The following is a 25250-nucleotide window of genomic DNA, read 5'->3' on the forward strand; positions in this document are numbered from 1 at the left end:
ATCCCGGCAGCGACGAAGATCCACACCACTCCACCACGAAGAAGGAGCACATCGTGCCGCACAGCGTCAGGACCGGGACCTCGGTGTTCACCGGCGGGACCGACGAGGCCGACCGGATCGTCGCGGCCGGCCTCGATGCCAACCACCTGCGCATCCGCGCATGGGTCGCCGACGACTGCCCCAAGCCGCTCCGGGTCTTCGCGGTCCCAGGCGGTGTCACGGGGCGTGGGATGCCGTTCGGCACGATCCATGACCTCGATGCCGTGCGCGTGGTCCTGACCGCGGCGCCGGACCGGCCGTCGGGCTACACGATCCTGACAGCGTACCCGGCGCCGGCCAGCATCACGGCGACGAACTTCCCCGCGTTCGACGACTTCGTCGGTGCCTACTTCCACCAAGACTGGGCCGACGCACCGTACGGGGGACCGGACGCGCTGGAGCACTTCCTGGCGATCAGCTCACCCGACGAGCAGCGCGCGCTGTTGACCAACGTGCGTGACCTCGACGAGGCGCTGCCCGACGCGGCGGCGCTCGGCGGGCGGCTGGTCGAACTGGACTGCAACTACGTGCCCGAGGACGACGGGCTGGACGACCGCGCTTGGCTGCGGAAGGTGGCAGACCGCATCGAGCAGGAGCTCGCCGCCTGACCGGGAGTGGCTCGCCCGTTCCCCTCCTCCGAGGTCGACACCTCGTGCCCGACGACGTGAGCCCAGTAGACCTCGTGGACCTCGAATCGCTGACGAAGCAGTACCCACACTCCTGGACCCTGATGGGTGCGTACTGCACCGTCGACTGGCGCGACGAGTACGAGACGGCGGAGCGCCTCTACGATGACGCGTTCGGACGGATGAACCGCGGCGAGCTCGAGGAGATCGACGCCGAACTCGGCGCCATCGCCGCCGAGTACCCGACCGACGACGCGATCGAGCGGCTGCTCGACACGATCGGCACCGGCCTCGACCCGTCGCTCGACACCGGGCGGACCCCGGTGCAGTGGCTCGGGGACCTGCGGCGACACGTGCGAGGGCTCATCGATGCCCGTGACGCCTGAGCGCCTGCGAGAGCTCGGCGCACTCCCCAGCAGCGTGTTGATCCCGCACCGGGCTGACCCCTCCCGCGGGCTGCGGAGCGGGAAGGGTCCGCTTCGCACTCAGGCGGTGCGGAAGGACCCCGTGGCCGTGCGCAGCGAGCCGGTGACGGTCCGGTTCGAGCTCGTCGCGGTGCCCGGGCGTCGGGACTGCACGTCCACGAAGCGGCCGAGCGTGCGGCCGGCTCCGGTGCCGGTGTAGCTGCCGATCGGACGCCAGGCGGCCTCGACCGCGTAGGCGCCGAGCTCGTCGCGGGTCTCGAGACCGGAGACGTACGCGCCGCCGAGGGGGTTCTGTCGGTTCTGCACGGGTGCTCCTCGTCGTCGTGCCGAGGCTCGTGCGCCGCCAGGTCCGACGGTCACGACGCCGTCGGCTGGTACCCAGACCCTACGCCCGTGTGTTGCACGATGCAAGACAACACGACGCAAGACAACACGACGCAAGACAACACGACGAAAGATCAGGGATCAGGCGACGAGCTCGCAGAACGTCCGGCCCTCGGCGGTCCAGCTCTGGCGCGGCCGCAGCCCGGCGGCCTCCGCGTGCTCGAGGAGCGCCTCGATGCCGACCTCGGCCCACGGGAAGGCCGCGCTGCGGTTCCCGTCCGTGTCCACCACGTGCGCCGTGAACGCGCGGTCAGCGGCCGGGTCCGCGTGCGCTTCGACGACCACCCGGCCGCCGTCGCGCACGATCGCGGCACAGCGGGCGAGCAGGGCGACGGGGTCCCCGCCGATGCCGATGTTCCCGTCGATGACGAGTGCGGTGTCCCAGCGCCCCTCGCTCGGGATCGGGTCGAAGACCGAGCCCTGCACCGCGGTGCCGCCGGAGCGTCGGGCGATCGCGACGGCCTCGGCCGAGACGTCGACGCCGAGCGCCGGGATGCCCAGGGTCCGTGCGGCGACGAGCATCCGCCCGGGGCCGCAGCCGATGTCGATCACGGGGCCGTCCGCACCGTCGAGCAGCGACCGGTCCACCCGGTCGGCGGCGGCGTTCCAGCGGCCGACGTCCATCGTGACGGTGACGTCCGGGCGCTCGGGGTCCGTGAGCCGGATGCTGCCGTCGGTGCGCAGGGCCCGGGCGTACGGCTCGCCGCCGCCGGCCCCGAAGGTCACGGTGTCGTGCATCGTCATCGGGTACCTCCGCACTCGGCGAGTTCGGTCAGGGTCTCGTCGCGCAGGGCCGCGGCGAACCGGGAGTCGGGCACGAGCGCGGCGACGCGGTCGGCGTCCGGCACGGTGTCCACGTCGAGCAGGGTCTCGAGCAGGCCCACGTCGAGCCCCGCGTCGGCCAGTCGCGACCGCTGCACGGCCCCGGTGTCGTCCTGCGACATCGGCACACCGCGGAGCAGGGCCCCGTCCGGATCGCGCAGGTACAGCGACCAGAAGCCGCCGTCCTCGGCCGGACCGAACCACGCGTCCCGGTCGGGGTCGTCGAACACGGGGGACAGGTCCGCCGCCGAGACCTGCGGGGTGTCCATCCCGACCAGGAGCGTCGGACCGCTCATCGCGTCGAACATCGCCCCGAGTCGCTCGTCCAGGCCGCCGCCGACCTGCGGCAGGACCTCGAAGTCGTCGGTGCCTTCCGGCAGCACGATGCCGTCGTAGAGCAGCACCCGACGCGCGGCGGGCAGCGCACGCACCGTCGCGATCGTGTCGGCGAGCGAGGCCGCGGCGACGCGCGCGGCGCCCTCGGGCGTCAGGGCCGGCGTCAGCCGGGTCTTCACCTTGCCGGGCAGGCACTCCTTGGCCACGACGACCACGGTGACGTCGGTCATGAGCGTGCTCCCTCGGTGGCGGTGGCGGTGGCGGTGGTGCTGGCGGATGTGCTGGCGGGAGCAGTGGGGGCCGTGGACCCGGCCGTCCGCCGGAGGGGACCGGGTGCGACGGTCCGGGGACGTGCCTCCCGGCTGTACTCGCGCAGCAGGCGCGACATGTCGCGGACCGCGTTGACGGTGCCCCGCAGCGTGCCGGTGACCTTGCTGTCGCCCACGCGCTGCGCGTAGCCGATGTCGGACTCGTCGACGCGCCAGCCGGCCGCGTGTGCGGCCAGGACCATCTCGAGCGGGTAGCCGCTGCGGCGGTCCTGCAGGTCGAGCGCGACCAGGTCGGCGCGGCGCATGACGCGCATCGGGCCGAGGTCGCGGAGGCGGTACCCGGTCGCGCGGCGCATCAGGACGGCGAGCACCCGGTTCGCGAACCGGGCGTGCGGTGCCCACGCGCCACGCGTGGTGGGGACGCGTCGGCCGAGGGCGAGGTCGGTGCGGCCGTCCGCGACGCGGGCGACGAGCGCGGGCAGCTCGCCGGGGTCCATCGAGGCGTCCGCGTCGCAGAAGGCGACGTACTCGGCGGTCGCGGCGGCGACGCCGGCGGCGCACGCGGAGCCGAATCCCTTGACCGGTTCGGTGACGACGGTCGCGCCGTGCGCGCGGGCGACGTCGGCGGAGCCGTCCGTCGAGCCGTTGTCGACGACGATCGCCCGGTAGCCCGGGGGCAGCGCGCCGATCACGCGCGGGAGCGCGTCGGCCTCGTCCAGGCAGGGCAGGATCACGTCGACGTCCATGCCGCCCATTCGGTGCGGGACGCCGGATCGACGGGTCGGGGCGTCCGCCGCGCGCGTCGCGTCCTCGGCGGGGTCGGGGGCGTCGGTCGGCTCGGGGTGCATGCCCTCGACGTAACACGATGCAACGTCGCGGGGTACAGGATTCGTGTCCCCCGGGCGTGGCGGTGCGCGTGTTGCGGCTGTCCCGGCACGCGTTCGGGGGACGGCCTGGTGGCCGGGCTGGGCGGGGCGGGGCCGAGTCTCGGTGCGGCGGACACGACTCGCGGTCCGCGACCCGGGTCTCGTCCGCTGGGCCGAGTCTCGGGTCGCGGCCCGGTGCGGGTCAGCGGACGGCGGCGCGGAGCGGGGCGGTCGCGAAGTCGCGCATGCCCTGCTCGAAGTCGACCTGCGCGTGCCAGCCGAGCTCGGCGCGGATGCGCTCCGAGGACGCCGTCACGTGCCGGACGTCACCGAGCCGGTACTCGCCCGTGACGACGGGCTGCGGGCCGTCCGGTCCGGCGATCGCGGACGCCATGTCGCCGATCGTGTGCACGACGCCGGAGCCGACGTTGTACGCGCGGAACGTCTCGGCGGGCAGGTCGGCGGTCGCGGCGATCGAGGCCGCGTTTGCCCCGGCGACGTCGTCCACGTGCACGAAGTCCCGTCGCTGGCGGCCGTCCTCGAAGACGCGGGGTGCTTCGCCCCGGGCGAGCGCCGAGCGGAACAGGGACGCGACGCCGGCGTACGGGGTGTTCGAGGGCATGCCGGGGCCGTAGACGTTGTGGTACCGCAGGGCGATCGCGGTCCCACCGGTGGCGCGGGCCCAGCTCGAGGCCAGGTGCTCCTGCGCGACCTTGGTCTGCGCGTAGACGTTCCGCGGGTCGAGCGCCGCCGACTCGTCGATCAGGCCGGGGACGAGGGGTCGTCCGTCGGGGCCGATCGGGTCGAACCGCCCGGCGTCCAGGTCCTCGCGGCGCCGGGCCGGCGGACGGGTCGGCTCGCCGTCGGCGGTCTCGTACGCGCCCTCGCCGTAGACGACCATCGAGCTCGCGACGACGAGCCGCCCGATGCCGTGGCGGTCCATGCCGGCCAGGACGTGCGCGGTCCCGGCGTCGTTCGAGGACACGTAGTCGGGGGCGTCCTGGAAGTCGACGCCGAGCCCCACCTTGGCGGCCTGGTGGCAGACGACGTCGACGCCGTCGAGCGCGGCCTCCAGGGCGGCCCGGTCGCGGACGTCGCCGTGCACGAACGCGGTGCCCTGCTGTTCGTGGGCGCGGACGACCTCGGCGGGGTCGCCGTGCACGTCGTCACGGAGGGAGTCGAGCACGCGGACCTCGTACCCCTCGGCGAGGGCGCGGCGGACGATCGCGGAGCCGATGAAGCCCGCGCCGCCGGTGACGAGCAGGCGGGTCACCGCTCGCTCCCGCGGGACAGGACGCTGACGCTGGCGGCGGCGGGGACGAGCTCGCGCGGGGTGTAGTCGTCCGGCAGCGCGCCGACGATGTCGCCGATGGCGCGGACGATCACCTCGTTCGCCCGGGCCAGGCGCTCCATCACGGCGGCGTGCGTGACGGGGGCCTCCGTGTCTGCTGCGGGTCGGCCGGCCGTCTCGTCCGCTGCCGGGGCCAGGCCGGCGTCGGCGTCGGTGACGAACGACAGGTTCACGGTGCCGATGCCGAGCTCGGCGGCGAGCGGGACCTCGGGCGTCATGGTCATGTTGATCGTGTGGCCGCCGGCCTCGCGCAGCCAGACGGACTCCGCGCGGGTCGAGAAGCGCGGTCCCTGGATCACGACGCAGGTGCCGGTCGGCCGGAAGGGCACGTCGAGGGCGGACACCGCGTCGATCGCCGCGCGCCGGAGCACGGGGTCGAAGGGGTCGGCGAAGGACAGGTGCTGCACTTGGTCCTCGAAGAAGGTGTCGGCGCGGCCCCAGGTGCGGTCGATGAGCTGGTCCGTCACGACGAAGGTGCCGGGCGCGTAGTCCGGGTGCAGGCCGCCGACCGCGCTCGAGGACACGATCGCGCGGACGCCGAGCGAGCGCAGCGCCCACAGGTTCGCGCGGTGGTTGATCAGGTGCGGGGCGACCGAGTGCTCGCGGCCGTGCCGGGTGAGGAACGCCACGCGCTTGCCCGACATCGTGCCGACGGTGATCGGGCTGGAGGTCGCGCCGAACGGGGTCTCGACGACGAGCTCGTCGGCCGTGCCCTCCTCGAAGAGCCGGTACAGGCCGGAGCCGCCGATCACCCCGATGCGTGCGGTCGTTCCGTCCACAGGTGCGGTCGTGCTCACGTCGTCCTCCATAGGTCCTGGCGATGTCCTCGGCGCGCGGTGCGCCCTGGATACGCTATCGACGGCCCACCGGCAGCAGCCGAGTGCTCGGGCCCACACGAGTTCGGAGGCACGCGTGCGAACGATCGGTCAGCACCGCCAGGCGGTCGCGGCACTGCTCGCGCCGGTCCTCGGCGGCCTCGGGTCGGAGCGACGGTCGCTGGCGTCGCTCGCGACCGCGTCGGACGCCGGGCACGGGTACCGCGTGCTCGCCGTGGCCGTGCACGCGCCGGTGCCGCTGCCGACCTTCGACAACAGCCAGATGGACGGCTTCGCGGTCCGGGCCGCCGACGCCGGTGCAGTGGTGCGCGTCGTCGACCCGATCCCGGCGGGCATCGTCCCCGCGCCGCTCGACCCGGGCACCGCCGCGCCGGTGATGACCGGGGCACGCATCCCGGACGGCGCGGACGCGGTCGTCCCGGTCGAAGCCGTCCCGCCGGGGGCCTTCCCGGCGGCCATGGCGCTCGACGTGCTCACGGTCCCGGTCGACACCACGGTGGGCACGTTCGTCCGGACCGTCGGGAGCGACGTCGCCGCCGGTGCCGAGCTCGCCCCCGCGGGTGCCCCGGTGACGCCGGCCCTGCTCGGGGCGCTCGCCGCGGCGGGCATCGACGCCGTGGACGTCGTGCGGCCCTTGCGTGTGCTCGTCGTGTCGACGGGCAGCGAGCTGCGGGACGACACGACGGACGCCGATGTCGACGCGGGTGCCGATGCCGCTGCGACGATCGGGGACGCGAACGGCGTCGCGCTGCAGGCCGCCCTGGCCGAGGTCGGCGCCCGGTCCCGCACGGTCCGCCTGCGCGACGACCCGGACCGCTTCGTCGACGCCCTCGGCGACGCGATCGGCGACCCCGGGGTGGGCGGCGCCGACCTCGTGCTCACCACCGGCGGGATCAGCGCGGGTGCGTACGAGGTCGTGCGACAGGCCCTCGAGCCGCTCGGCCTCGCCGTCACCCCGGTCGCCGTGCAGCCCGGCGGCCCCCAGGCGCTCGGCACGGTCGAGCTCGGCGGACGTGCGGTCCCGGTCGTGGCGTTCCCGGGGAACCCGGTGTCGGCGCTCGTGTCGTTCGAGCTGTTCCTCCGCCCGGTGCTCGCCCCACTCGTCGGTACGCCCGACCGTGCCGCCGCCGAACTCCCCGCTGCGGAGGGCACGACCTCGCCCCCGACGAAGCACCAGGTCCGTCGCGGCCGGGTGCAGGACGGCCGGGTCTGGTTCGTCGGCGGGCCGAGCTCGCACTTGCTCGGGCACCTCGCCGCGGCCACCCACCTCGTCCACGTCCCGGTCGGCACCGACACCGTCGCACCGGGCGACCGCCTGACCGTCTGGAGCCTGCGATGACCACTGCGTCCGATCAGCCCGACCTCTCCCACGTCCGGGCCGACGGCTCCGCGCACATGGTCGACGTCTCCGAGAAGGACGTCACCGACCGCTCGGCGACGGCGACCGCGACCCTCGTGACGCGTGCGGACGTGGTCGATCGGATCCTCGACGGGTCGCTGCCGAAGGGCGAGGTCATCGGCACCGCCCGGATCGCCGCGATCATGGCGGTCAAGAAGACCTCGGACCTCGTGCCCCTCTGCCACCCCCTGCCGATCGCCGGGGTGCAGGTCGACATCATCGGCGACGGAGACCGCGTCCGGATAGAGGTGTCCGTCCGCACGACCTCGCGCACCGGCGTCGAGATGGAGGCGCTGACCGGGGCGAGCGTCGCCGCGTTGACCGTGTACGACATGGTGAAGGCCGTCGACCGCGCGGCCGTGATCACGGAGGTGCGGGTGCTCGAGAAGCACGGCGGACGCTCCGGCGACTGGAGCAACCGATGACCACCGAACCGACCAGGGGGCGTGCCGGCGTGCTCGTCGTGTCGACCTCCGCCGCGACGGACCCCGCCCTCGACCGCACCGGACCCGTCATCGCGGGCTGGCTGCGCGAGCGCGGCTTCACCGTTGCCGAGCCGACGATCGTGCCGGACGGCGGTCCGATCGCCGAGACGGTGTCCGCGGAGCTGCTCGCCGACGCACGGGTCGTCGTCACGACCGGCGGGACGGGCGTGACGCCGACCGACCGCACGCCCGAGGCCGTGGCGCCCCTCGTCGAGCTCGAGCTGCCCGGCATCACCGAGGAGATCCGTCGCCGCGGACTCGCCGGAGCCGGCCCGACGGCGCTCCTGACCCGGGGGGTCGCGGGCATCGCCGGTGGCCGGTGCCTGGTCGTCACGCTGCCCGGGTCGCGCGGCGGGGTCGCCGACGGACTCGCGGTGCTCGACGGGGTGCTCGACCACGTGCTCGCCCAGCTGCACGGCGAAGGACACGCACGACGGAGCGCACCGTGAGCGCCGAGCAGGCCGCCGACCGCGTCGTCCTCGCCGACGTCGTCGACCGGGTCATCACCGTGGACGAGGTCTCCGCGGCCGTCGCGACCGACCGGGACGGCGCCGTGGTGACCTTCGCCGGGATCGTCCGCGACCACGACGGCGGCAAGGGCGTCACCGCGCTCGACTACGAGCGGCACCCGAGCGCGGCCGAGGTCATCGCCGAGGTCGCCCGCACGATCGCCGACGAGCACCCCGAGGTCCGCATCGCCGTGCTGCACCGCGTCGGCGCCCTCGGCATCGGGGACGTGGCGCTCGCCGCGGCCGTGGCCTCACCGCACCGCGGGGTGGCGTTCACCGCCTGCGGCGCCCTCGTCGACCTGGTGAAGGAGCGCACACCGATCTGGAAGCGCCAGCGCTTCACCGATGGCAGCGACGAGTGGGTGGCCGCACTCTGACCTGTACGGCCCCGCAGGAGACCGACGCGGGATCGTGATCGCGGCACCCGTCCTGGGCGTGGTCGGGCACTCGGCTGGTCCATAGACTCCCGAGACATGAGCGTGCTGCTGTACGGAGCCGGGGTCGTCCTGCTCGTGTTCGCCCTGATCGACATCATCACCCGAGGCGAGGACCAGGTCCGTGGTCTGCCGAAGCTCGCGTGGATCCTGATCTGCATCTTCCTGCCCGTCGTCGGCAGCATCGTGTGGTTCGCCGTCGGCCACGACTGGAGTGCGAACGACCGGAACCACGGCCGGTACCTCGAGCCGAACCGCCACGAGGACCAGTACGCGAGCCTCGGGCACGCCCGCGCTGCCCACGGGGACGCGCGCGTGACCGGTACGGAGCAGGAGCTCGCCGCGCTCGAGCGGGAGATCGAGTACTGGGAAGCCCAGGCGCGACTGCGCCGGGCCAAGGAGGCAGCCGGCGAGGGCGAGCCGACCCCGGGGAGCTGACCCGCGCCTCCAGGCCGACGGCGCGCGACCAGCCGCGCCGAACCACGTTCCCGACGTCGAACCGGCCACCGCGGCTGGTTCGACATCGCATGCCTGGTTCGGCTCGTCACCCGCGCCGCCTACCCTTGTCGGGTGGCTCATCTCCTCGGCGCCGAGAACGTGCATCTCGAGTTCCCCACCCGTGTCGTCTTCGACAGCGTCACCCTCGGCCTCGACGAGGGCGACCGCATCGGCGTCGTCGGCCGGAACGGCGACGGCAAGTCGACGCTGCTCGCGCTGCTCGCGCAGCGTCTGGAGCCCGACGCCGGCCGGGTCACGCACCGCCGCGGGCTGACGATCGGGTACCTCGACCAGCGCGACGTGCTCCCGGCCGGAGCCACGGTCGGCGCGACCGTGGTCGGCGACCTCGCGGAGCACGAGTGGGCGGGCGACCCGAAGATCCGCGACGTCATCGGCGGTCTCGTGTCGGACATCCCGTGGGAGGCCGTCGTCGACGACCTCTCCGGAGGCCAGCGTCGACGGATCGCCCTCGCGAAGCTCCTGGTGGGCGACTGGGACGTGCTGTTCCTCGACGAGCCGACGAACCACCTCGACGTCGAGGGCATCCAGTGGCTCGCCGACCACATCAACCGGCGCTGGTCGTCGAACCAGGGCGGGCTCGTGGTCGTGACGCACGACCGGTGGTTCCTCGACGCGGTGTCCACCGACACGTGGGAGGTGCACGACGGCGTCGTCGAGCCCTTCGAGGGCGGTTACGCCGCGTACATCCTGCAGCGCGTGGAGCGCGACCGGCAGGCCGCCGCGTCCGAGCAGCGCCGGCAGAACCTGGCGCGGAAGGAGCTCGCCTGGCTCCGCCGCGGGGCCCCGGCCCGCACGAGCAAGCCGAAGTTCCGCATCGACGCGGCGAACGCGCTGATCGACGACGTCCCGCCCATCCGCGACACCGTCGCCCTGGCGCAGACGGCGACCGCGCGGCTCGGCAAGGACGTCGTCGACCTGCTCGACGTCGGCGTCTCGTTCGGCGACGACGTGATCCTGCGCGACGTCGAGTGGCGGATCGCGCCGGGGGAGCGGACCGGCATCCTCGGGCCGAACGGCGCGGGCAAGTCGACGCTGCTGAACCTGGTGTCCGGCGCGCTCCAGCCCACCGTCGGCCGGGTGAAGACCGGCAAGACCGTGCAGGTCGCGGTGCTCGACCAGCAGCTCGCGGACCTCGCGCAGTTCGCCGACGACCGGGTGCGCGAGGTCGTCGCCCGCAAGAAGACGAGCTACGTCGCGGACGGCAAGGAGATGACGCCGTCGCAGCTGCTCGAGCGCCTCGGCTTCACGTCGGAGCAGCTCTCCACGCCGGTTCGCGATCTCAGTGGCGGGCAGAAGCGGCGGCTGCAGCTCATGCTCATCCTGCTCGACGAGCCGAACGTGCTGATCCTCGACGAGCCCACGAACGACCTCGACACCGACATGCTCGCCGCGATGGAGGACCTGCTCGACACCTGGCCGGGCACCCTGCTCGTCGTGTCGCACGACCGGTACCTGCTCGAGCGCGTCACCGACCAGCAGTACGCGGTGCTCGGCGGGCACCTCCGGCACCTGCCGGGTGGGGTCGACGAGTACATGCGGTTGCGCGCGTCGGGTTCGGTCCCGCAGACGGCGTCGGCGGCTGCCGCCGCATCAGCCGGGAGGCCCGACACGGCCCCGGCGGGCGGGTCCGGTCCCGGGGCGGTCGCGTCCGGTGCCCCTGCTGCGCCCGGCCTGTCCGGTGCGGACCGGCGCGCTGCCGAGAAGGAGATGTCGGCCCTCGACCGCAAGATCGCGAAGGCGGGGCAGGACCGGCAGAAGCTGCTCGACGCGTTCGCGGCACACGACCAGTCCGACTACGCGGGACTCGGAGCGCTGCAGACGCAGCTCGGCGCCCTCGAGGCCGAGGTCGAGCAGCTGGAGGAGCGCTGGCTCGAGGTCGCCGAGGCGCTCGGGGTGTAGGGGTGCCGGGGTCCGGTCGGCGCTACCGGGTCGTCCGTCGGTGTTGTCCATCCGTCCGTCGGTGTTGTCTGTCCGTCCGTCGGTGTTGTCTGTCCGTCGGTGCTGTCCGTCCGTCGGTGTTGTCTGTCCGTCGGTGGAGAAGACGACGTCGGGTCGTCGCGGGCGGTTTTAGGGGGTGGTTGCAACACCTTGAGTTCGAGGTGGTGGCGTGGGGTGTTTCTTCGCGAGCAGCAGCAGGTGTTCTGGTCGGCGATCCGGTCGGGTGCGTCGACGGTGATCGCTGCAGAGTTGATCGGGGCCGGTCAGTCGCAGGGGCGGACGTGGATGCGGCAGCGTGGGGGCATGGTGCCGGCGTATCTGCTGCGGGATGTTTCCTCACGGTTCTTGTCGCCGTGGGAACGGATGATGATCACTGCCGCATTGCGGCAGGGAACGTCGATTCGTGCAATCGCGAAGATGCTGGGGCGGGCTCCGTCGACGATCTCGCGTGAGATCCAGCGGGGCCGTTCCGGTGGCCGTCCCTACGACGCTCGTATCGCGCAACACCGCACCGAGGTGCGGCGTGCTCGTCCCGAGCCCTCGAAGCTGGTCCTGGACCCGATCCTGCGCGGCTGGGTCCAAGACGGGCTGGACCGGAAGTGGTCCCCGATGCAGATCAGCCGGAAACTGGTGCGAGAGTTCCCGGCGGATGAACGGATGCGAGTGAGCCACGAAGCGATCTACCGGTCGATCTACGTTCAGGCTCGCGGCACCCTGAAACGAGACGTGCAAGCTCGGCTGCGGACCGGCAGGACACTGCGAAAACCCCGGCAGCGAGTCGGGAGCGATGCTCGGTCGGTGAACCGGATCCGGGAGATGATCACGATCTCCGAACGGCCCGCGGAGATCGAAGACCGCGCTGTCCCGGGGCATTGGGAAGGGGACCTGATCATCGGGAAGGACAACGGTTCCCAGATCGGCACCCTCGTGGAACGCTCGACCCGGTTCACGATGCTGCTGCACCTTCCAATGGACCGCCGCCCAGAGACCGTCGCGCAAGCGATGATCGCGAAGATCCGCACCCTCCCGAAACAGCTCATCCGTTCGATCACGTGGGACCAGGGCATCGAGATGGCAGCGCACCACAGCATCACCGTCGCGACCGATGTCGACATCTACTTCGCTGACCCGCACTCACCCTGGCAACGCGGTAGCAACGAGAACACCAACGGACTGCTCCGGCAGTACTTCCCCAAGGGCACCGACCTCGCCGTCCACACCGAAGCCGACCTCGACACAGTCGCCGCGGAGCTCAACGGCCGACCCCGCCAGACCCTCGACTGGGACAGCCCAGCCGAGGCCCTGACCCGACTACTCTCAGAACCCCAACAAGGCGGTGTTGCAACCACCCGCTGAAACCGCCACGGGCGACCCGACGGTTCCTGCTCCACCGACGCGGGGTCGCCGCCACCCGGGTTCGCCACGACCTCCCAGAGGTGGCCGTCCGGGTCCTGGAAGAAGCCGGACCACATCCCCCACGGGCGCGTGTACGGCGGCGCGAGCATCGTCGCTCCGGCGGCACGGGCCCGGTCGAGGAACGCCTGCGCCTCGGCCTGCGAGTCGGTGAAGTGCCCGATCGTCGTGCTCGGTCCGGCGGCTAGGTCGACGCCGGAGTCCTTCCGCATGTCCTCGCGGCCGTAGACGCTCACGATCAGCCCGTCGTCGAGCGTGAACATCGCCGTCGTGCCGCCCGCGGTGGTGTCGGTGGCCGGGTACTCCGTCCCGATGACGCCGCTGCCCTCGATCCCGAGGAGGGCGCGGTAGAACGCGGCGGAGCGGGCGACGTCGGCGACGGCGAGGGCGATCGCGTGCAGGGGCGGCACGGTAGTCCGGCCGCGGTCGGCGCGCACCGGGTCTGGCGCGTACGTCAGGCGCGTTGCGCCGGTGTTCGTCGGTCGCTAGTCGCCGAGGCCCAGGATGAGCCGGCGGAGCAGCGCGGCGAGCTGCGCCTGCTCGTCGTCGGACACCCCGGTCAGGATGTCCCGCTCGGCCCGCAGCAGGTCCGCGATCGCGGCGTCGACCGCGGCGCGTCCGCGGCTCGTCAGCGAAACGAGGATGCCCCGGCCGTCCTTCGGGTCGGTGCGGCGGCTCACGAGCCCGCGCGCGGCGAGCCGGTCCACGCGGTTCGTCATCGTGCCGCTCGACACCAGGGTCTGCTGCAGCAGCGACTTCGGACTGAGTTCGTACGGTTCCCCCGCACGGCGCAGCGCCGACAGGACGTCGAACTCCCACGGCTCGACGTCGCTCGCGTCGAATGCAGCCCGGCGTGCACGGTCGAGGTGCCGGGCGAGCCGGTCCACGCGGGACAGCACCTCGAGCGGGCCGAAGTCCAGGTCGGGGCGTTCGCCACCCCACGCCGCGACGATCCGGTCGACCTCGTCCTGCTGCGGCATCCCTCCATCTTGGCCGAACCGACGGCGCGCAGCCAGCGTCCGCGTCGTGGGAGGATGGTCGGTGCACCCGGACGGGTGTGTTCCGCCTTGGTGTAACGGCAGCACGACGGCCTTTGGTGCCGTTAGGTCCGGGTTCGAATCCTGGAGGCGGAGCGCGGGGGTGTTCGGAGTTTTCGGCGATCTTAGTCGGAGTATTCGAGCGTGACAGCAGGCCGAGGTGGAAAACAGCGCTCAGCTCCGCTCCCACGGTCGCTCGTCCTGTCCCGACGACCGCTGGGGAGCGTACCGCGACGCGTGCCTTGGTCTGCGTTCGCTTCGAGGAACGACGAATACCCCCTGCCGGACGTGGCGAGGGGGAGTCCAGGGTCTATGAAGTTTGGAGGCGCGGGCTCGTCAGTCCAGTAGTTGGAACTCTGGTAGCTGCGCGATTGCGTTGAAGCCGTTTCGAGTGTCGTGCTCGTCGAGGGTGAGGGTGCTCAGGCCGCCCTCGAACAGGGCAGGGCTGGTGTTGTTCATGCGGTTGATGGGCGCGAGGCTCAGTCGCTCCTTCAGCCACTCGATGATGCGAGCGAGGTTTGCGCTTGCAGCTGCGAATGCGGCAGCGAGCTCGACAAACCAGGGTCCGCGGACGCGACGCCTCATAGCCACTCCGAGGGCTTCGCGATCGGCGTCTTTGAGGCGCGAGTTGCCGTTCTCGACATTGTTGCACTGGCCGAACCAGGCACGCTGCTCGACGGAACCGTACTCGAACTCCTGGTGGTACTTCAGGTGACGCTGATTCAACACACCCGGGCGATTGCTGAGGTTGCCCGGGACCTTGACGGTCTTCCCGGGCACTTTGAGTTCCACGACTTCGCCGGATTCGGGATCGAACTCGACCTCATCGCTCTTGAACGTGGGATAGGTGTACTGCCGGGCGCCCGTCTGGTCGAAGTTGCTGCGCGGCTTCAAATGGTACTTGCTGCGCGAGCTCCGACGCTTCGTCGCGAGTGCCTCGGCCTCAGCGCGAGCGGCGCTTTGCGCTTCTTCCGGTAACTCTTCAATGGCGGCAAGTCGTGCCTGGTGAGTTTGTTCGAGGAAGATGAGGGTTGAGGGCATGCAAGGAGCACCGACCATGCACGACGCCTCAGAACCCGACGCGCTCGACCTGCCCGGGCACACCGGCGTGCCCGCTGACAGCGCCAGCACCTTGTTCTCCGCCTCTGAGGACCCGGTGAAGCAGGCCGCCATCGACCGGTCGATCGCCGCGCACCACACCCTCGCAGCGCTCCCGGACGTTCGCTTCGCCACCGACAACACGATCGTCACCGTCCTGCACCCAGGGTTCGAACTCCTCGACGTCGTCGGGCCGTTCCACTTCCTCGCAGGCACCGGCGCGACCGTGCACCTCGCCACCACCGGCGACACCCTCGCCCCGGTGCCCAGTGGCAGCGGTGCGTCCCTCATCCCCACCCTCACCCTCGCCGAGGTCCCGACACCGGTCACAGTCCTCCTCGTCCCCGGCGGTGACACCGGTGTCCTCCTCCGCGACACCCAAGCCCTCGCTGATCTTCGACGGCTCAGCGATGATGCCGAGTACGTCACCAGCGTCTGCTCCGGATCGATCGCCCTCGCAGCAGCGGGACTCCTCGACGGGCGCCGTGCGACCTCGCACTGGTCCGTCCGGCATCTCCTCCCCGGGTATGGCGCCACCGAGGTCAACGAGCGCGTCGTCGAAGACGGCAACCGCCTCACCGCCGCTGGCGTCACCGCCGGCATGGACCTCGCAATCCGGCTTGTGTCCTACCTCTGTGGCGACACACTCGCGCGCTTCGCCGTCCTCGGAGCCGAATACGCACCCGAACCGCCGTTCACCACCGGCATGCCCGAGCAAGCAGGCACCGCGCTCACTGAACTCTCCCGCGACTTCCTCGCGCCACTCGAGGAAGAACTGCGCGCACAACCAGCGCGGTAACCAAGAGACCACCCAGTCACCGCCGCGGACGGTGTGACTATGCACTCACGCGATCAGCCAGAACCTGAGGAGAGCGCCCTCGACCGGGTATGCGAAGCGTTCGACGCACGCTCGGCGACACCAGTGCCGTCTGACGATGAAACCGCTGCCGACTCCGCCAGCAGCAACCCATCACAGCAGCGCTACTCCTAGATGCCAGCGCTTGATCGTCAACCGGACGGCACTTCTGTCGCCAACTGCTCGCCATGCCCCACCCACGTCTGAAACGGCACGACCGATCGATAGGGGCAGCGATGCTGAATCTGCAGTTCCTTGCGCCGGTGGTACTGGTTATCGTCGCCGTGCTCGTCTTCCTCGCGGCCCGCGGGAGCATGGGCTGAAACCCGCTGCCGGATCAGCAGGACGCGCGACGTCGAGTTCGAGCCGAGCGCCGCTCCCGCGACCGATAGCCGGTCGTCAACCGGACCCAGCGAGCCAAGTTCGTCTTCCGCCTTTGGTGATGGGAAGCTGGTGAATGTCGCCCGGCCCGAGCTGCTGTGGGCCGAACCCCTCCGAAAGCGATCACTGATGACCATCCCCGCAACGACCCTCACACAGCTCGTCGATGCATACCTCGCAGCTCTCGGATCAGCCGACGTAGACGCGGTGCTCGCCCTGTTCACGCCGGACGCGATTGTGAGCTCACCGCTTTACGGGGAGCAGCCCGCCCGCGACTTCTACCCGACATTGTTCGCCGACACGGCCGCATCCGTCCTCACGCTCCGCCGAACCTTGGTCAGCACAGACGACTCGGCTCCGACTGTTGCGTTCTGGTTCGACTTCGATTGGACGCTCTCGGACGGCACCCCTGCACCGTTCTCCGTGGTTGACGTCGCCGAGCTTGACCTGGAAGCCCGGATTCAACACCTGCACATCGTGTACGACACCGATCCCATTCGAACTGCTTGGGAAGCCCAACAGGCCGGTGGTAACCCCCGTTCATGAAGCAGCGAGCGACTATCCGATAAGGGATCGGCTACCGGTACGGCTCCAGCCTCCGGTCTTCGCCGGGAGTGGTGAGGACGTTTCGTGGAACTCGAAAGCGCACGCGTGAGAAGGTGACCCATGAGCGTGGCGGACGAATCCAGTCCAGACTTCCTGGAGCAGACAGCGGCGATGCAGGAGTTGCTTCCGTATCTGCGAGCTCTCGTGGGTGACACGGCGGAGATCACCCCGGAGAACTACTGGGCATCTGATCCGGACGGGCAAGGAAGCAACGACGAAGCGCCGTCGATCCGGACCGTCTACGTGCAGCCCCATAACGTGGCGGCCCTGACGTTCGAAATCATCTGTGAGCAGTGGATCGTCGTCGATCTCGGGCAGATCGGCGGTCGATGGGAACTCGGGTACGAAGACGATGACATTGCCCACGCCAAGCGCCTCGTCGAAGCTGCTGTCGCGGGGCGTGTGATCGAAACATTCGCCTTGGGGCGGTCGAGGGTGACGGCAACGTTCTCCGACGGCACCAGCGAGACCGAGACCGGGTACGAGGGGTGCCTGACCTCCCTGGTGGTGTTGCCCGGTTGGACTAGGTGGGGGCGGACGATCCAGTACGAGCCCTACCGAGCAGCCACTCAGAACTGAGACCAACACCCGGTGAGGGATCGGCTTTCGGATGGCTGAACGTGTGAGAATCCGGGCATGAGCTTGTGGCCGGGTGGTGCGCTGACTCGGGACGAGGTCGAGCGCAGGTTGAGGGCAGGGGCAGACTGGCGAGTCGAGTGGTGCAGTGGCGGTGGTCTCCCTGCCGAGAGCGGGTCGGGACCCGATCTCCCGGAGGGGCTCCTGGCACGCGTGCCGACCCGAGCGCGACGGCGCAAGCTCGAACGTGGCTTATCGGACCACCGGACGTGGGTGTTTGTCGTTGACCTCGGTCCCGACGACGGGCATCTCCTCGCTTTCCGCGAAGGGCCGATGTAGGAACGAGTCCTCGATTCTGCCGGCGGTGGTTAGAGGCCGTTGCGGCGTGTTGATCTCCAGCGGCGGTGCCGGCGGGCCAGGGCGTTGCGTTCGGCCCGCGTCGGGAGGATCACATCAGCTCCGCCGTCGTAGGGGGCGTAGACCCATGACAGGTCAGGACCTCCGATGACGACGTCCGCACGATCATTCGCGACGTCTGCGAGCAGGCCAACGAGGTCCTGGACGGCGGACGATCGGCCCCAGTAGAAGGAGCCGACCACCCCTAGCTCGTCCGTGACCGCGAAGTCGCGGCTCCGCCGCCACGGCCACCGTCCGGGAATTGCGTCGCGACTCCATCCACTCTGAATGACGCGCCCGTCCCAGTCCTGGGCAATCACCCACACCGGTGTGTCCTCGGCAAGGGTTCTGAGGACCGTCATGTGCCGACGAAGAACCTCGGCGTGCTCGGCGTCGGTGTCGGCGTACCGTTTCGCGTTCGGGAGGCTCCAGAATCGGACCCACCGGTCTTGGTGGGCATCGCGCAGAAGGTGCCCTAGCGGTTCCTCAGCCCAGTGCTCGTCCCATGCATGAGAGAGAGCCGTTGCCCGCTGGCTCGCTTCGCCACGACGGAACGTGGCGCGTCCGTCCACCGCGCGGCGCAGGATCCGGACGTAGAGCGCGAGGGACATCCCTGCACCGTAACGCTGGGCCAGTCAGCCGCACCAGCGGCGCACCAGATGCAGCGGCCGAACGGATCATGCCCTTGCGGCGCTTCGTAACGCTTGCGCCTGAGGTCCGCTGAGCTGGTCCCAACATGCGATCGGCTAGTTGTGATGTCCAGGGACGTTGTGTCGTCGGGCGGTCGGTGACGCGCTGATCGAAGAAGGCCTCCCGGTGGTGGAGTGGAGCTGTCTAGGAACCGCTTCACCGACCAGGAGGCCTTCGTGTCCCACGCTAACGCTGCGCTGACCCCACGCGCCCGTCTTCGTCTCGCCAAGCTGATCGTCGAGGGCAGATGGCCCGCGACCACGGTGGCGAGGATGTTCATGGTGTCACCTGTCACCGCCCGGAGGTGGGCTGCTCGGTATCGGACCGAGGGTGCTGCGGGGATGGCAGATCGATCCAGCCGCCCGCACCGGATGCCGGCGAAGACGCCGCCGGCACTGGTGAAACGGATCGTGAGAGCGAGGTGGCGGCGTCGCCTCGGGCCAGTGCAGATCGGCGGTGAGCTGGGGCTGCCGGCGTCAACCGTGCACGCCGTCCTGGTGCGGTGCCGCATCAACCGGCTCTCCCACATCGACCGGATCACCGGGGAACCGATCCGCCGTTACGAACACGCGACTCCCGGCGCGATGATCCACGTGGACGTGACGAAGTTCGGCAACATCCCTGACGGCGGCGGCTGGCGGTTCGTAGGGAAGCAGCAGGGCGACCGGAACCGTGCAGCGACACCAGACAAGCCGCGATCGGCGACCAGAGACCCGCTGATGGGCCGAGCGTTCGTGCACACCGTCATCGATGACCACTCCCGCGTCGCCTACGCCGAGATCCACGCCGACGAGAGAGCCGTCACCGCGATCGGTGTCCTGCAACGGGCTGTTGCGTGGTTCGCCGATCGCGGCGTCAGCGTCCAGCGGGTGCTCTCCGACAACGGCTCCGCCTACAAGTCCCACGCCTGGGCCGACGCATGCTCGGCACTTGGGATCACGCCGAAGAAGACTCGCCCCTACCGGCCACAGACGAACGGGAAGATCGAGCGGTTCCACCGCACCCTGGGCGAGGGCTGGGCATACGCACGGTTCTACGGCTCAGAGACCGAACGCCGACAAGGGCTCCCGGGCTGGATCCACTTCTACAATCACCACAGGACCCACTCCGCCATCGGAGCACCACCCATCAGCAGACTCAACAACCTGCCTGGACATCACAGCTAGCGAGACTCCTCCTGGTGGTTCAGCACTTCGCCGGCGAGGACACTCAGAGTCGGGCGGGCACCGGCGAGTGCTTCGTCGGGGGCGTGGTGCAGGTCGACCGGGTAGACGGCGAAGTCTGCTGGTGCTCCGACGGTGATCGTTCCCGTCAGGTCGTGTCCGAGGAGCTCCGCGCCGGCGCGTGTGTAGAGCTCGAGCGCCTCGTCTCTGGTGCATGCGTGCTCTGCGCCGAGGATCCCGAGCGTCGTACGTCGGGTCGTCATGCCGAGTATGCCGGCGATCGGGTCGAGAGGGCTGATGGGGTGGTCGGTGCCGGCGCTGACGGATGCGCCTGCGTTCAGGAGCTCCCGCCATGGGAACATCGCTGCTACCCGCTCCTGCCCCCATGCTTCGGCGAACGGTCCGATCAGCCCATCTCGGAGTGCTTCCTGGGCGGTGATGTGCACGTCGAGCTTGATTGCTCGTGCGATCTGGTCGGCGTCCATGAGCGCACCGTGCTCCATGACGACCTGGCCGTGTCCGTGCTGGATGCCGTTGTCGACGTTTCGCTGGACGGCGTCGAGGAACGCGTCGACTCCGGCGTCGCCGCAGGCGTGGGTGCCGACGGGCCAGCCGCGGGTGACGCAGGCGCGCAGTGCATCCGTCAGGCCGTCGGGCGTCATCAGCAGGGTGCCGGTGAAGTCCGGTCGGCCGGCATAGGGCTCGCGGAGCGCGGCTGCCTCGACGCCGCCGTCGACGACGAGCTTGATGCCCCAGAGGCGGAGGCGGTCGTCACCGTCATCCGGGTGGATGCCCTTCGCCTCGAGTCCGTCGAGGTAGTCGTTCATGGAACCAGCGGCCGCTATCAGTGGCGCGGGGGAGAAGATCATCGAGAACGCTCGGACATGCAACCGATTCTCCGACCGGGCCCGCTGCAACGCGCCCCACTCCTCCACAGACACGGCTGGGTCCCGAACCACACCGACGCCGGCTTCCCGATAGGTGCGACTCGTCACGTCGATCCCCTTGATGAGGTCCTCCTGGGATACCTCGGGGAGCATTGACTGCATCGCGGTCAGCGCACCGTCTTGGAGCAGCCCAGTGGGGGTCCCGTCGTCAGCCCGAGCGACATACCCGTCCGCGACGTCGCCGGAGGTCGCGGTGACGCCGGCAGCAGCAAGCGCTGCACTGTTCAGGACGGCGTTGTGGCCGCCGCGCTGCACCATGACGAGGTGATCTGGTGCTGCCTCGTCGAGCTCGACCGCAGTGGGGAAGCGGCGTTCCTGTAGCTGCATCTCGTGCCAATCCGCCGCGGTGATGACCCAGGAGCCTGCCGGGATGTGCGCGGCGCTTTCCCGGATTCGATCGAGGATCTCGCCGATGGTGCGGACGTCGTGCATCGGCACTCCGAGCACGTTCCGGGCCGCCAACGCGAGGTGGTTGTGCGTGTCGATGAAGAGCGGAGCGAGGACCCCGTGTTGCTCAAAGATGGATGTGGATTCGTCGCGCCAGGTGTCGCGGAGGGCATCGACGCCAGCGGGATCCGTGGCGACTGCCACGATGATGCCGTTGCGTACCGCGACTGCCGCGCGGGTGGTGTCGGTCTGCGCTTCGACGATGAGTTCGGCTGGGGTGTCCAAGTGGTCTCCATCTCGTAAACGGAAGCATGCTTCCGTTTGATACGGTACGCCTCAGACGTCGCAGAAGGAAGAGGCACGATGCGAGCCGATGCGCAGCGCAATCGCCAGCGGATCACGGAGCATGCCGCGGTGCTTCTTCGCGCTTCGGGCACTGGAGTGTCGATGGAGCAGATCGCGGCGGATGCTGGCGTTGGCATCGGGACGCTCTACCGGCACTTTCCTGACAAGGCGGCCCTCGTCGACGCGATCGCCGCGCTCCGCATCCGTCGACTCGCGGACGATGCCGTTCGATCCGCTGGCGAGCAGGCCGACGGGTGCTCTCGCGTGCGAACGCTGCTCGAGACGTACATGGCCAGCGCCGCAGAGGACGGCGCGCTGCGTGCTGCATTACGGGGCAACCCAACAGAACTCGGCAATGAGGTCCGCCTCGCGATCGAGGAGTCGGAGGGGCCTATTGGCGACCTCATCGCCGCCGACCATGCCGAGGAACTTGTCCGTGACGACTTCTCGTTCGCCGACTTTCGAGCGGTGTGTGCCGCACTCGTATCCGTCATGAACCCGCCGGCACCTGCTGACGCATGGCGCCGGGTTCTCACCCTGGTGCTTAGTGGGCTTCGGCCACCGGTGCAATGATTTCCAGCTGACCTCAGCTCCTTGTGCCGCGGGAGTGTTGCTCGATTGGTGTCTGCTCGGCCCGGCGGTGATCGTCGCGGTGCCGACAAGTCGACCGGCTTTGACGGTGTTGGCTTTGAAGGTCTGACGCAGGGTGAACCCCGAACGAGGGGAAGGGGGCAACGTCCAATCTCTCTGCCCTGCCACCCCGAATAGCTTGTGAAACCCGGGACACATCCCGGAGCGCTCACCAGCCGCAGACAGCTGGTTCTCCACCCCCATGTGGGGTGTGTTCGGCGCGCATACAGAGATATCGCGCCGAGCGCGACCACGAAAGGAACGAACTCATGCGTAAGAGCCTGAAGACCTCGATCACCCTCGCCACCACGGGCGCCCTGGTGCTCGGTGGCGCCGCGTTCGGTGTGTCCGCCGCGCAGGCCGACGGCACCGTCCACACCGTCTCCTCGTCCTCGTCGAAGATCCCCGGCCCGGTCGCGTCGGTGCCGGAGGTCAAGGGCGGCAACACCGCCGTCGCACTCGACAAGGGCTTCACCGACGCGCTGACCTCGCTGGGCCTGACCCCGGGTGTGTCGGGCAACGCGAAGCTGGAGAACGGGTCGGTGTCGTTCCCGATCACGGCCGGTTCGGTGACGTACTGGTCGCCGGACGGCAACTACCGCCCGTACGTGCAGGGGCTGCTGAACCACGACGACTCGGGCCTGACGCTCAAGGCCGGTGACACGACGGTGACGCTGGAGAACTTCGTGGTGAACCCGGGTTCGTCCAAGCTCTACGGCGACGTGCTGGTCAACGGCCAGGTCGCCGCGTCCAACGCGTACCTGTTCTCGCTGCACGGTGGCACGCTCAAGCCGCTGCAGCTCGAGGGTGACAACGCGATCCTGACCGGCACCACGGTCCACGTCTCCGACGACGCCGCGAAGCTGCTCAACAGCACCTTCAAGACCGACGCGGTCAAGGGTGGTCTCCTCGTCGGGACCGCGACCATCACTGCACAGATCAAGTAAGCACCGGTCGAGCAAGACCCCGCGGGCACGACCCGCACCAGCACCACCACGAGAAGGCGCCGCCCCCGACCACGGGGACGGCGCCTTCCGCCCGTTCTCCACGTCAAGCGGACGTCAGCGTGCTCGGCTTCGATGAGGCTGAACGCGATACCCGCGTCCTCAACCACATGCAATCGGACCAATGCTGCAAGCTTCAGTCCGTTGCAGTGGCTGCGACCGCTTCATGCCGGCTACTACTCGTGGGGTCAGTCTTCAGTGATCAGCGCTTTCGGCGGTTAGCTGTGCCGCCGCAACCGCTTGGCGGCGATCTCCATCAAGTCGATGGGTCACTTCGTGTGAGGTCGAGGAGGGCGTCCCGGGCGACGTTGAGCTCGTCTGCGGTGAGGTAGGGGGTCACCGCGGAGGATGCGGCGAGACCTTCAGCGGCATGGCGGATCACGAGGTACCGTGCGGCGGGGAGCCCGTCGTCTGCGAAGAACCGGCGCCAGTACTCGGCGTCAGCTTGCAGGAGGGCCTTCGTCCCAGGTGCGTCCAGCAGGGCGTTCAGGAGTGACGTCGGCGAGAACACGGCTGCTGCTGCGGCGCTGCCGCCACACAGGGCGCTGACGTACGCACGAGTTCCCCGTCCCGGTGACGCGTCTGCGGGATCGATTTGCTGATCTACTTCTGTCACGAGCGTCCGCAGACCGCGGTCTGCGACGGCGACGAGCAGTGCGTCTCGGGAGGGAAAGTGATGCAGCAGTCCACTTTTTGAGACGCCCGCTTTGACGGCGACGGCGGCGATGCTCACCGCCGTGCCGTGCGCGGCGAGCAGTTGTTCTGCGGCATCGAGGATCTGCCTGCGGGTCAGCGCTCTGTCGCGCGGATGCCGAGGTCGTCGAGGCGCATCGGTCATGACTTCTCCCGCTCGGATGGGATGACGCGGAGAGCAAGGATGCCGCCAGCGGCTAGGAGCACGGCAGCGAGGACGGTTGTGACCTGCATGCCGGCCGTGAACGCTTCCTGCGCGTGCAGGAGAGCCGTTGAACCTGACGGTAGTGCTTCAGTGGCACTGGCAAGCGACTCTCGCACCGCGGCTGCCTCGTCTTTGGGGACGTCGTCAAGATTGAGTCGGGAGCGGTAGAACGCGGTCTGCAGGGAGCCCAGGATCGCGATGCCGAGCGCTGTGCCGAGTTCGTACGCGGTCTCTGAGATCGCGGACGCTGCTCCGGCACGTTCGCGTGGGACCGCCGCGACGACGGCATCGGTGGCGAGGGTCATGGCGATGCCTTCCCCGAGGCCGAGAGCAACCAGCGACAACGCGATCCCGAAGTACGCGGAGAGACCCTCGGTAGAGGCGAGGGACGCCATCCCCGCCCCGGCGAGGAGGAGCGCGCCGCCGATGGCGCGTCCCTTCCCGAGACGGCGAGAGAGCAAACCGACAACGGCGACGACCGCGACCGATGCCACTGTTGCGGGGAGCTGGTGGATACCGGCCTCGAGGGGAGAGAGGCCCCGAACCAGCTGCAGGTACTGCGAGAAGAAGAACAGCAACCCGATGAACGCGAACACTCCGAGCGCGTTCGCCAGGATCGCACCGCTGAACGCCGGGACCCGGAACAGTTCGAGGTCGATCAGCGGTGTCTGCAGACGTCGCTGACGTCGAACGAAGAGCACGGCCGCTACGACACCGAGCGCCGTGAACGCAGGAACGGTCCCGTCGAGGCCTTCTCCGGCGAGGTGCTTCACCGCGTAGACCACCGGGACGATTGCTGCGATGGACAGCACAGCGGAGAGCAGATCGATGGGGTTGCGGCTTTCCCCGCGGGACTCTTGCAGCAGGAACACGCCCCCGGTCAGGATCAGGACGATGACGGGCACGTTGATCAGGAACACCGAGCCCCACCAGAAGTGCTCTAGCAGCGCCCCGCCGATGAGGGGTCCGGCCGCCGCGCCGCCTGATGCGCCGGCCGCCCACACCGCAATCGCTGTGGTTCGCTGCCGCGCGTCGCGGAACGTCGCGCGGACCAGGGAGAGCGTCGACGGCATCAGCGTCGACCCGGCGACACCGAGCAGGGCTCGCGCTGCGATGAGCACCTCCGCGGTCGGCGCGAAGGCTGCCAGCACAGATGCCGCTCCGAAGCAGGCCGCACCGATCAGGAGCAGCCGTTTCCGCCCGACCCTGTCTGCCATGTTCCCCATCGTGATCAGCAGGCCGGCCAGGGCGAACGAGTAGATGTCGCCGATCCAGAGGATCTGCGTGCTGGTCGGCTGGAGATCCTCGCTGATCGAGGGCACCGCCAACGCTAGAACCGTGCCGTCGATGGACAGCAGCATGACCGCGAGGGTGAGGATGCCAAGCGATGCCCACTCCCGTGGCGTCGCCTTCTCGGTCGTCAGGACATCGAACGAGCTCACCACCAGCACGGTACAGACCGGATGGTCGGTAAAACTGACAACGATTGATGAGAGCGGGCTCGGGGCCCCGAAGCCCGCAAGCGCGTGGCCGTGCCAACGACAGCGTGATTCCTCGTCGTCGATCGTTCGGAGCTCAGTACCCT

General features: G+C 69.8%; 28 protein-coding genes, 1 tRNA gene and 1 pseudogene. 16 read left to right on the plus strand and 14 right to left on the minus strand.

Annotated features, from left to right (window positions below; genetic code table 11):
- Window positions 1–53: 53 nt before the first annotated feature.
- Window positions 54–647 carry a contact-dependent growth inhibition system immunity protein gene (locus FB462_RS04180; RefSeq protein WP_141860364.1) on the plus strand — a complete coding sequence of 198 codons (594 nt, stop codon included), beginning with the start codon at window positions 54–56 and terminating at the stop codon, window positions 645–647.
- Window positions 648–691: 44 nt separating this feature from the next.
- Window positions 692–1051, plus strand: a complete 360-nt coding sequence (locus FB462_RS04185) for a contact-dependent growth inhibition system immunity protein (protein WP_167510004.1) — start codon at window positions 692–694, stop codon at window positions 1049–1051.
- 99 nt (window positions 1052–1150) lie between these two features.
- On the opposite strand, the gene FB462_RS04190 is transcribed toward FB462_RS04185, so the two are convergent.
- The 6 genes from FB462_RS04190 to FB462_RS04215 form a co-directional block, all read right to left on the minus strand.
- Window positions 1151–1396, minus strand: a complete 246-nt coding sequence (locus FB462_RS04190; protein ID WP_114850161.1) for a hypothetical protein — start codon at window positions 1394–1396, stop codon at window positions 1151–1153.
- A gap of 159 nt (window positions 1397–1555) precedes the next feature.
- Complete coding sequence (locus FB462_RS04195) at window positions 1556–2218, minus strand: methyltransferase domain-containing protein (protein WP_114850160.1); 663 nt, start codon at window positions 2216–2218, stop codon at window positions 1556–1558.
- Window positions 2215–2862, minus strand: a complete 648-nt coding sequence (locus tag FB462_RS04200; protein WP_058740578.1) for a TIGR04282 family arsenosugar biosynthesis glycosyltransferase — start codon at window positions 2860–2862, stop codon at window positions 2215–2217. The genes FB462_RS04195 and FB462_RS04200 overlap by 4 nt, the downstream gene beginning before the upstream one ends.
- Window positions 2859–3749, minus strand: a complete 891-nt coding sequence (locus FB462_RS04205; RefSeq protein WP_308423699.1) for a glycosyltransferase family 2 protein — start codon at window positions 3747–3749, stop codon at window positions 2859–2861. Before FB462_RS04205 ends, FB462_RS04200 begins: the two co-directional genes overlap by 4 nt.
- A 220-nt stretch (window positions 3750–3969) precedes the next feature.
- Window positions 3970–5040: an NAD-dependent epimerase/dehydratase family protein gene (locus FB462_RS04210; RefSeq protein WP_058740577.1), complete on the minus strand. Its 1071-nt coding sequence runs from the start codon at window positions 5038–5040 to the stop codon at window positions 3970–3972.
- A complete protein-coding gene (locus tag FB462_RS04215) occupies window positions 5037–5915 on the minus strand; it encodes an MTAP family purine nucleoside phosphorylase (protein ID WP_229666964.1) in 879 nt (292 codons plus the stop codon). The genes FB462_RS04210 and FB462_RS04215 overlap by 4 nt, the downstream gene beginning before the upstream one ends.
- A 115-nt stretch (window positions 5916–6030) precedes the next feature.
- Here FB462_RS04215 and FB462_RS04220 point away from each other — a divergent pair, with 115 nt between their 5' ends.
- From FB462_RS04220 to FB462_RS04250, 7 genes are all read left to right on the plus strand, one after another.
- Window positions 6031–7293 carry a molybdopterin molybdotransferase MoeA gene (locus tag FB462_RS04220; protein WP_229666963.1) on the plus strand — a complete coding sequence of 421 codons (1263 nt, stop codon included), beginning with the start codon at window positions 6031–6033 and terminating at the stop codon, window positions 7291–7293.
- Window positions 7290–7778 (plus strand): cyclic pyranopterin monophosphate synthase MoaC, encoded by a 489-nt coding sequence (moaC, locus tag FB462_RS04225; RefSeq protein WP_141860372.1) that lies wholly within the window; start codon window positions 7290–7292, stop codon window positions 7776–7778. The genes FB462_RS04220 and moaC overlap by 4 nt, the downstream gene beginning before the upstream one ends.
- Window positions 7775–8287, plus strand: coding sequence for a MogA/MoaB family molybdenum cofactor biosynthesis protein (locus FB462_RS04230; protein ID WP_141860374.1), 513 nt, complete (start codon window positions 7775–7777; stop codon window positions 8285–8287). The genes moaC and FB462_RS04230 overlap by 4 nt, the downstream gene beginning before the upstream one ends.
- Complete coding sequence (locus tag FB462_RS04235) at window positions 8284–8724, plus strand: molybdenum cofactor biosynthesis protein MoaE (protein WP_141860377.1); 441 nt, start codon at window positions 8284–8286, stop codon at window positions 8722–8724. The genes FB462_RS04230 and FB462_RS04235 overlap by 4 nt, the downstream gene beginning before the upstream one ends.
- A 96-nt stretch (window positions 8725–8820) precedes the next feature.
- The gene (locus FB462_RS04240) at window positions 8821–9219 is read left to right on the plus strand and encodes a PLD nuclease N-terminal domain-containing protein (protein ID WP_141860379.1); all 399 of its coding nucleotides are present in this window, start codon (window positions 8821–8823) and stop codon (window positions 9217–9219) included.
- Between the two features lie 132 nt (window positions 9220–9351).
- Window positions 9352–11199 (plus strand): ABC-F family ATP-binding cassette domain-containing protein, encoded by a 1848-nt coding sequence (locus FB462_RS04245; protein ID WP_114850156.1) that lies wholly within the window; start codon window positions 9352–9354, stop codon window positions 11197–11199.
- A 213-nt stretch (window positions 11200–11412) separates the two neighbouring features.
- Entirely contained in the window at window positions 11413–12594 is a 1182-nt protein-coding gene (locus tag FB462_RS04250) for an IS30 family transposase (protein ID WP_229666962.1), read from the plus strand.
- Between the two features lie 77 nt (window positions 12595–12671).
- Here the strand turns inward: FB462_RS04250 and FB462_RS17900 are convergent.
- Together FB462_RS17900 and FB462_RS04260 are read right to left on the minus strand one after the other, a co-directional pair.
- A pseudogene (locus FB462_RS17900) lies at window positions 12672–13088 on the minus strand (VOC family protein); the annotation flags it as partial.
- Window positions 13089–13136: 48 nt separating this feature from the next.
- Window positions 13137–13631 (minus strand): MarR family winged helix-turn-helix transcriptional regulator, encoded by a 495-nt coding sequence (locus FB462_RS04260; protein ID WP_058740569.1) that lies wholly within the window; start codon window positions 13629–13631, stop codon window positions 13137–13139.
- Between the two features lie 81 nt (window positions 13632–13712).
- On the opposite strand from FB462_RS04260, the gene FB462_RS04265 reads away from it, so the two are divergent.
- Window positions 13713–13784, plus strand: a tRNA-Gln gene (locus tag FB462_RS04265).
- Between the two features lie 240 nt (window positions 13785–14024).
- Here the strand turns inward: FB462_RS04265 and FB462_RS04270 are convergent.
- Window positions 14025–14729 (minus strand): hypothetical protein, encoded by a 705-nt coding sequence (locus tag FB462_RS04270; RefSeq protein WP_141860383.1) that lies wholly within the window; start codon window positions 14727–14729, stop codon window positions 14025–14027.
- A gap of 16 nt (window positions 14730–14745) precedes the next feature.
- Here FB462_RS04270 and FB462_RS04275 point away from each other — a divergent pair, with 16 nt between their 5' ends.
- Window positions 14746–15585, plus strand: a complete 840-nt coding sequence (locus FB462_RS04275) for a DJ-1/PfpI family protein (RefSeq protein WP_167510005.1) — start codon at window positions 14746–14748, stop codon at window positions 15583–15585.
- A gap of 209 nt (window positions 15586–15794) precedes the next feature.
- Here the strand turns inward: FB462_RS04275 and FB462_RS04280 are convergent, their stop codons facing one another.
- A complete protein-coding gene (locus FB462_RS04280) occupies window positions 15795–16160 on the minus strand; it encodes a hypothetical protein (RefSeq protein WP_141859569.1) in 366 nt (121 codons plus the stop codon).
- On the opposite strand from FB462_RS04280, the gene FB462_RS04285 reads away from it, so the two are divergent.
- Window positions 16153–16569, plus strand: a complete 417-nt coding sequence (locus tag FB462_RS04285; RefSeq protein WP_022904490.1) for a nuclear transport factor 2 family protein — start codon at window positions 16153–16155, stop codon at window positions 16567–16569. The genes FB462_RS04280 and FB462_RS04285 overlap by 8 nt on opposite strands.
- A gap of 120 nt (window positions 16570–16689) precedes the next feature.
- Window positions 16690–17208, plus strand: coding sequence for a hypothetical protein (locus tag FB462_RS04290; RefSeq protein WP_114851545.1), 519 nt, complete (start codon window positions 16690–16692; stop codon window positions 17206–17208).
- A gap of 365 nt (window positions 17209–17573) precedes the next feature.
- Here FB462_RS04290 and FB462_RS04295 read toward each other — a convergent pair whose 3' ends face one another.
- Entirely contained in the window at window positions 17574–18212 is a 639-nt protein-coding gene (locus tag FB462_RS04295; protein WP_114851544.1) for a DUF3885 domain-containing protein, read from the minus strand.
- A 255-nt stretch (window positions 18213–18467) separates the two neighbouring features.
- On the opposite strand from FB462_RS04295, the gene FB462_RS04300 reads away from it, so the two are divergent.
- The gene (locus FB462_RS04300) at window positions 18468–19457 is read left to right on the plus strand and encodes an IS481 family transposase (protein ID WP_141860387.1); all 990 of its coding nucleotides are present in this window, start codon (window positions 18468–18470) and stop codon (window positions 19455–19457) included.
- On the opposite strand, the gene FB462_RS04305 is transcribed toward FB462_RS04300, so the two are convergent.
- A complete protein-coding gene (locus FB462_RS04305; protein ID WP_208738889.1) occupies window positions 19454–21073 on the minus strand; it encodes an amidohydrolase in 1620 nt (539 codons plus the stop codon). The genes FB462_RS04300 and FB462_RS04305 overlap by 4 nt on opposite strands.
- A gap of 78 nt (window positions 21074–21151) precedes the next feature.
- On the opposite strand from FB462_RS04305, the gene FB462_RS04310 reads away from it, so the two are divergent.
- Entirely contained in the window at window positions 21152–21706 is a 555-nt protein-coding gene (locus FB462_RS04310) for a TetR/AcrR family transcriptional regulator (protein ID WP_114851543.1), read from the plus strand.
- A gap of 326 nt (window positions 21707–22032) precedes the next feature.
- Complete coding sequence (locus tag FB462_RS04315; protein WP_058741600.1) at window positions 22033–22710, plus strand: ABC transporter substrate-binding protein; 678 nt, start codon at window positions 22033–22035, stop codon at window positions 22708–22710.
- A gap of 313 nt (window positions 22711–23023) precedes the next feature.
- On the opposite strand, the gene FB462_RS04320 is transcribed toward FB462_RS04315, so the two are convergent.
- Window positions 23024–23605 (minus strand): TetR/AcrR family transcriptional regulator, encoded by a 582-nt coding sequence (locus tag FB462_RS04320; RefSeq protein ID WP_114848824.1) that lies wholly within the window; start codon window positions 23603–23605, stop codon window positions 23024–23026.
- Window positions 23602–25107, minus strand: coding sequence for an MFS transporter (locus tag FB462_RS04325; RefSeq protein ID WP_229666790.1), 1506 nt, complete (start codon window positions 25105–25107; stop codon window positions 23602–23604). Before FB462_RS04325 ends, FB462_RS04320 begins: the two co-directional genes overlap by 4 nt.
- Window positions 25108–25250 lie beyond the last annotated feature (143 nt).

It is taken from the genome of Curtobacterium citreum (assembly GCF_006715175.1).
Lineage (GTDB): Bacteria > Actinomycetota > Actinomycetes > Actinomycetales > Microbacteriaceae > Curtobacterium > Curtobacterium citreum.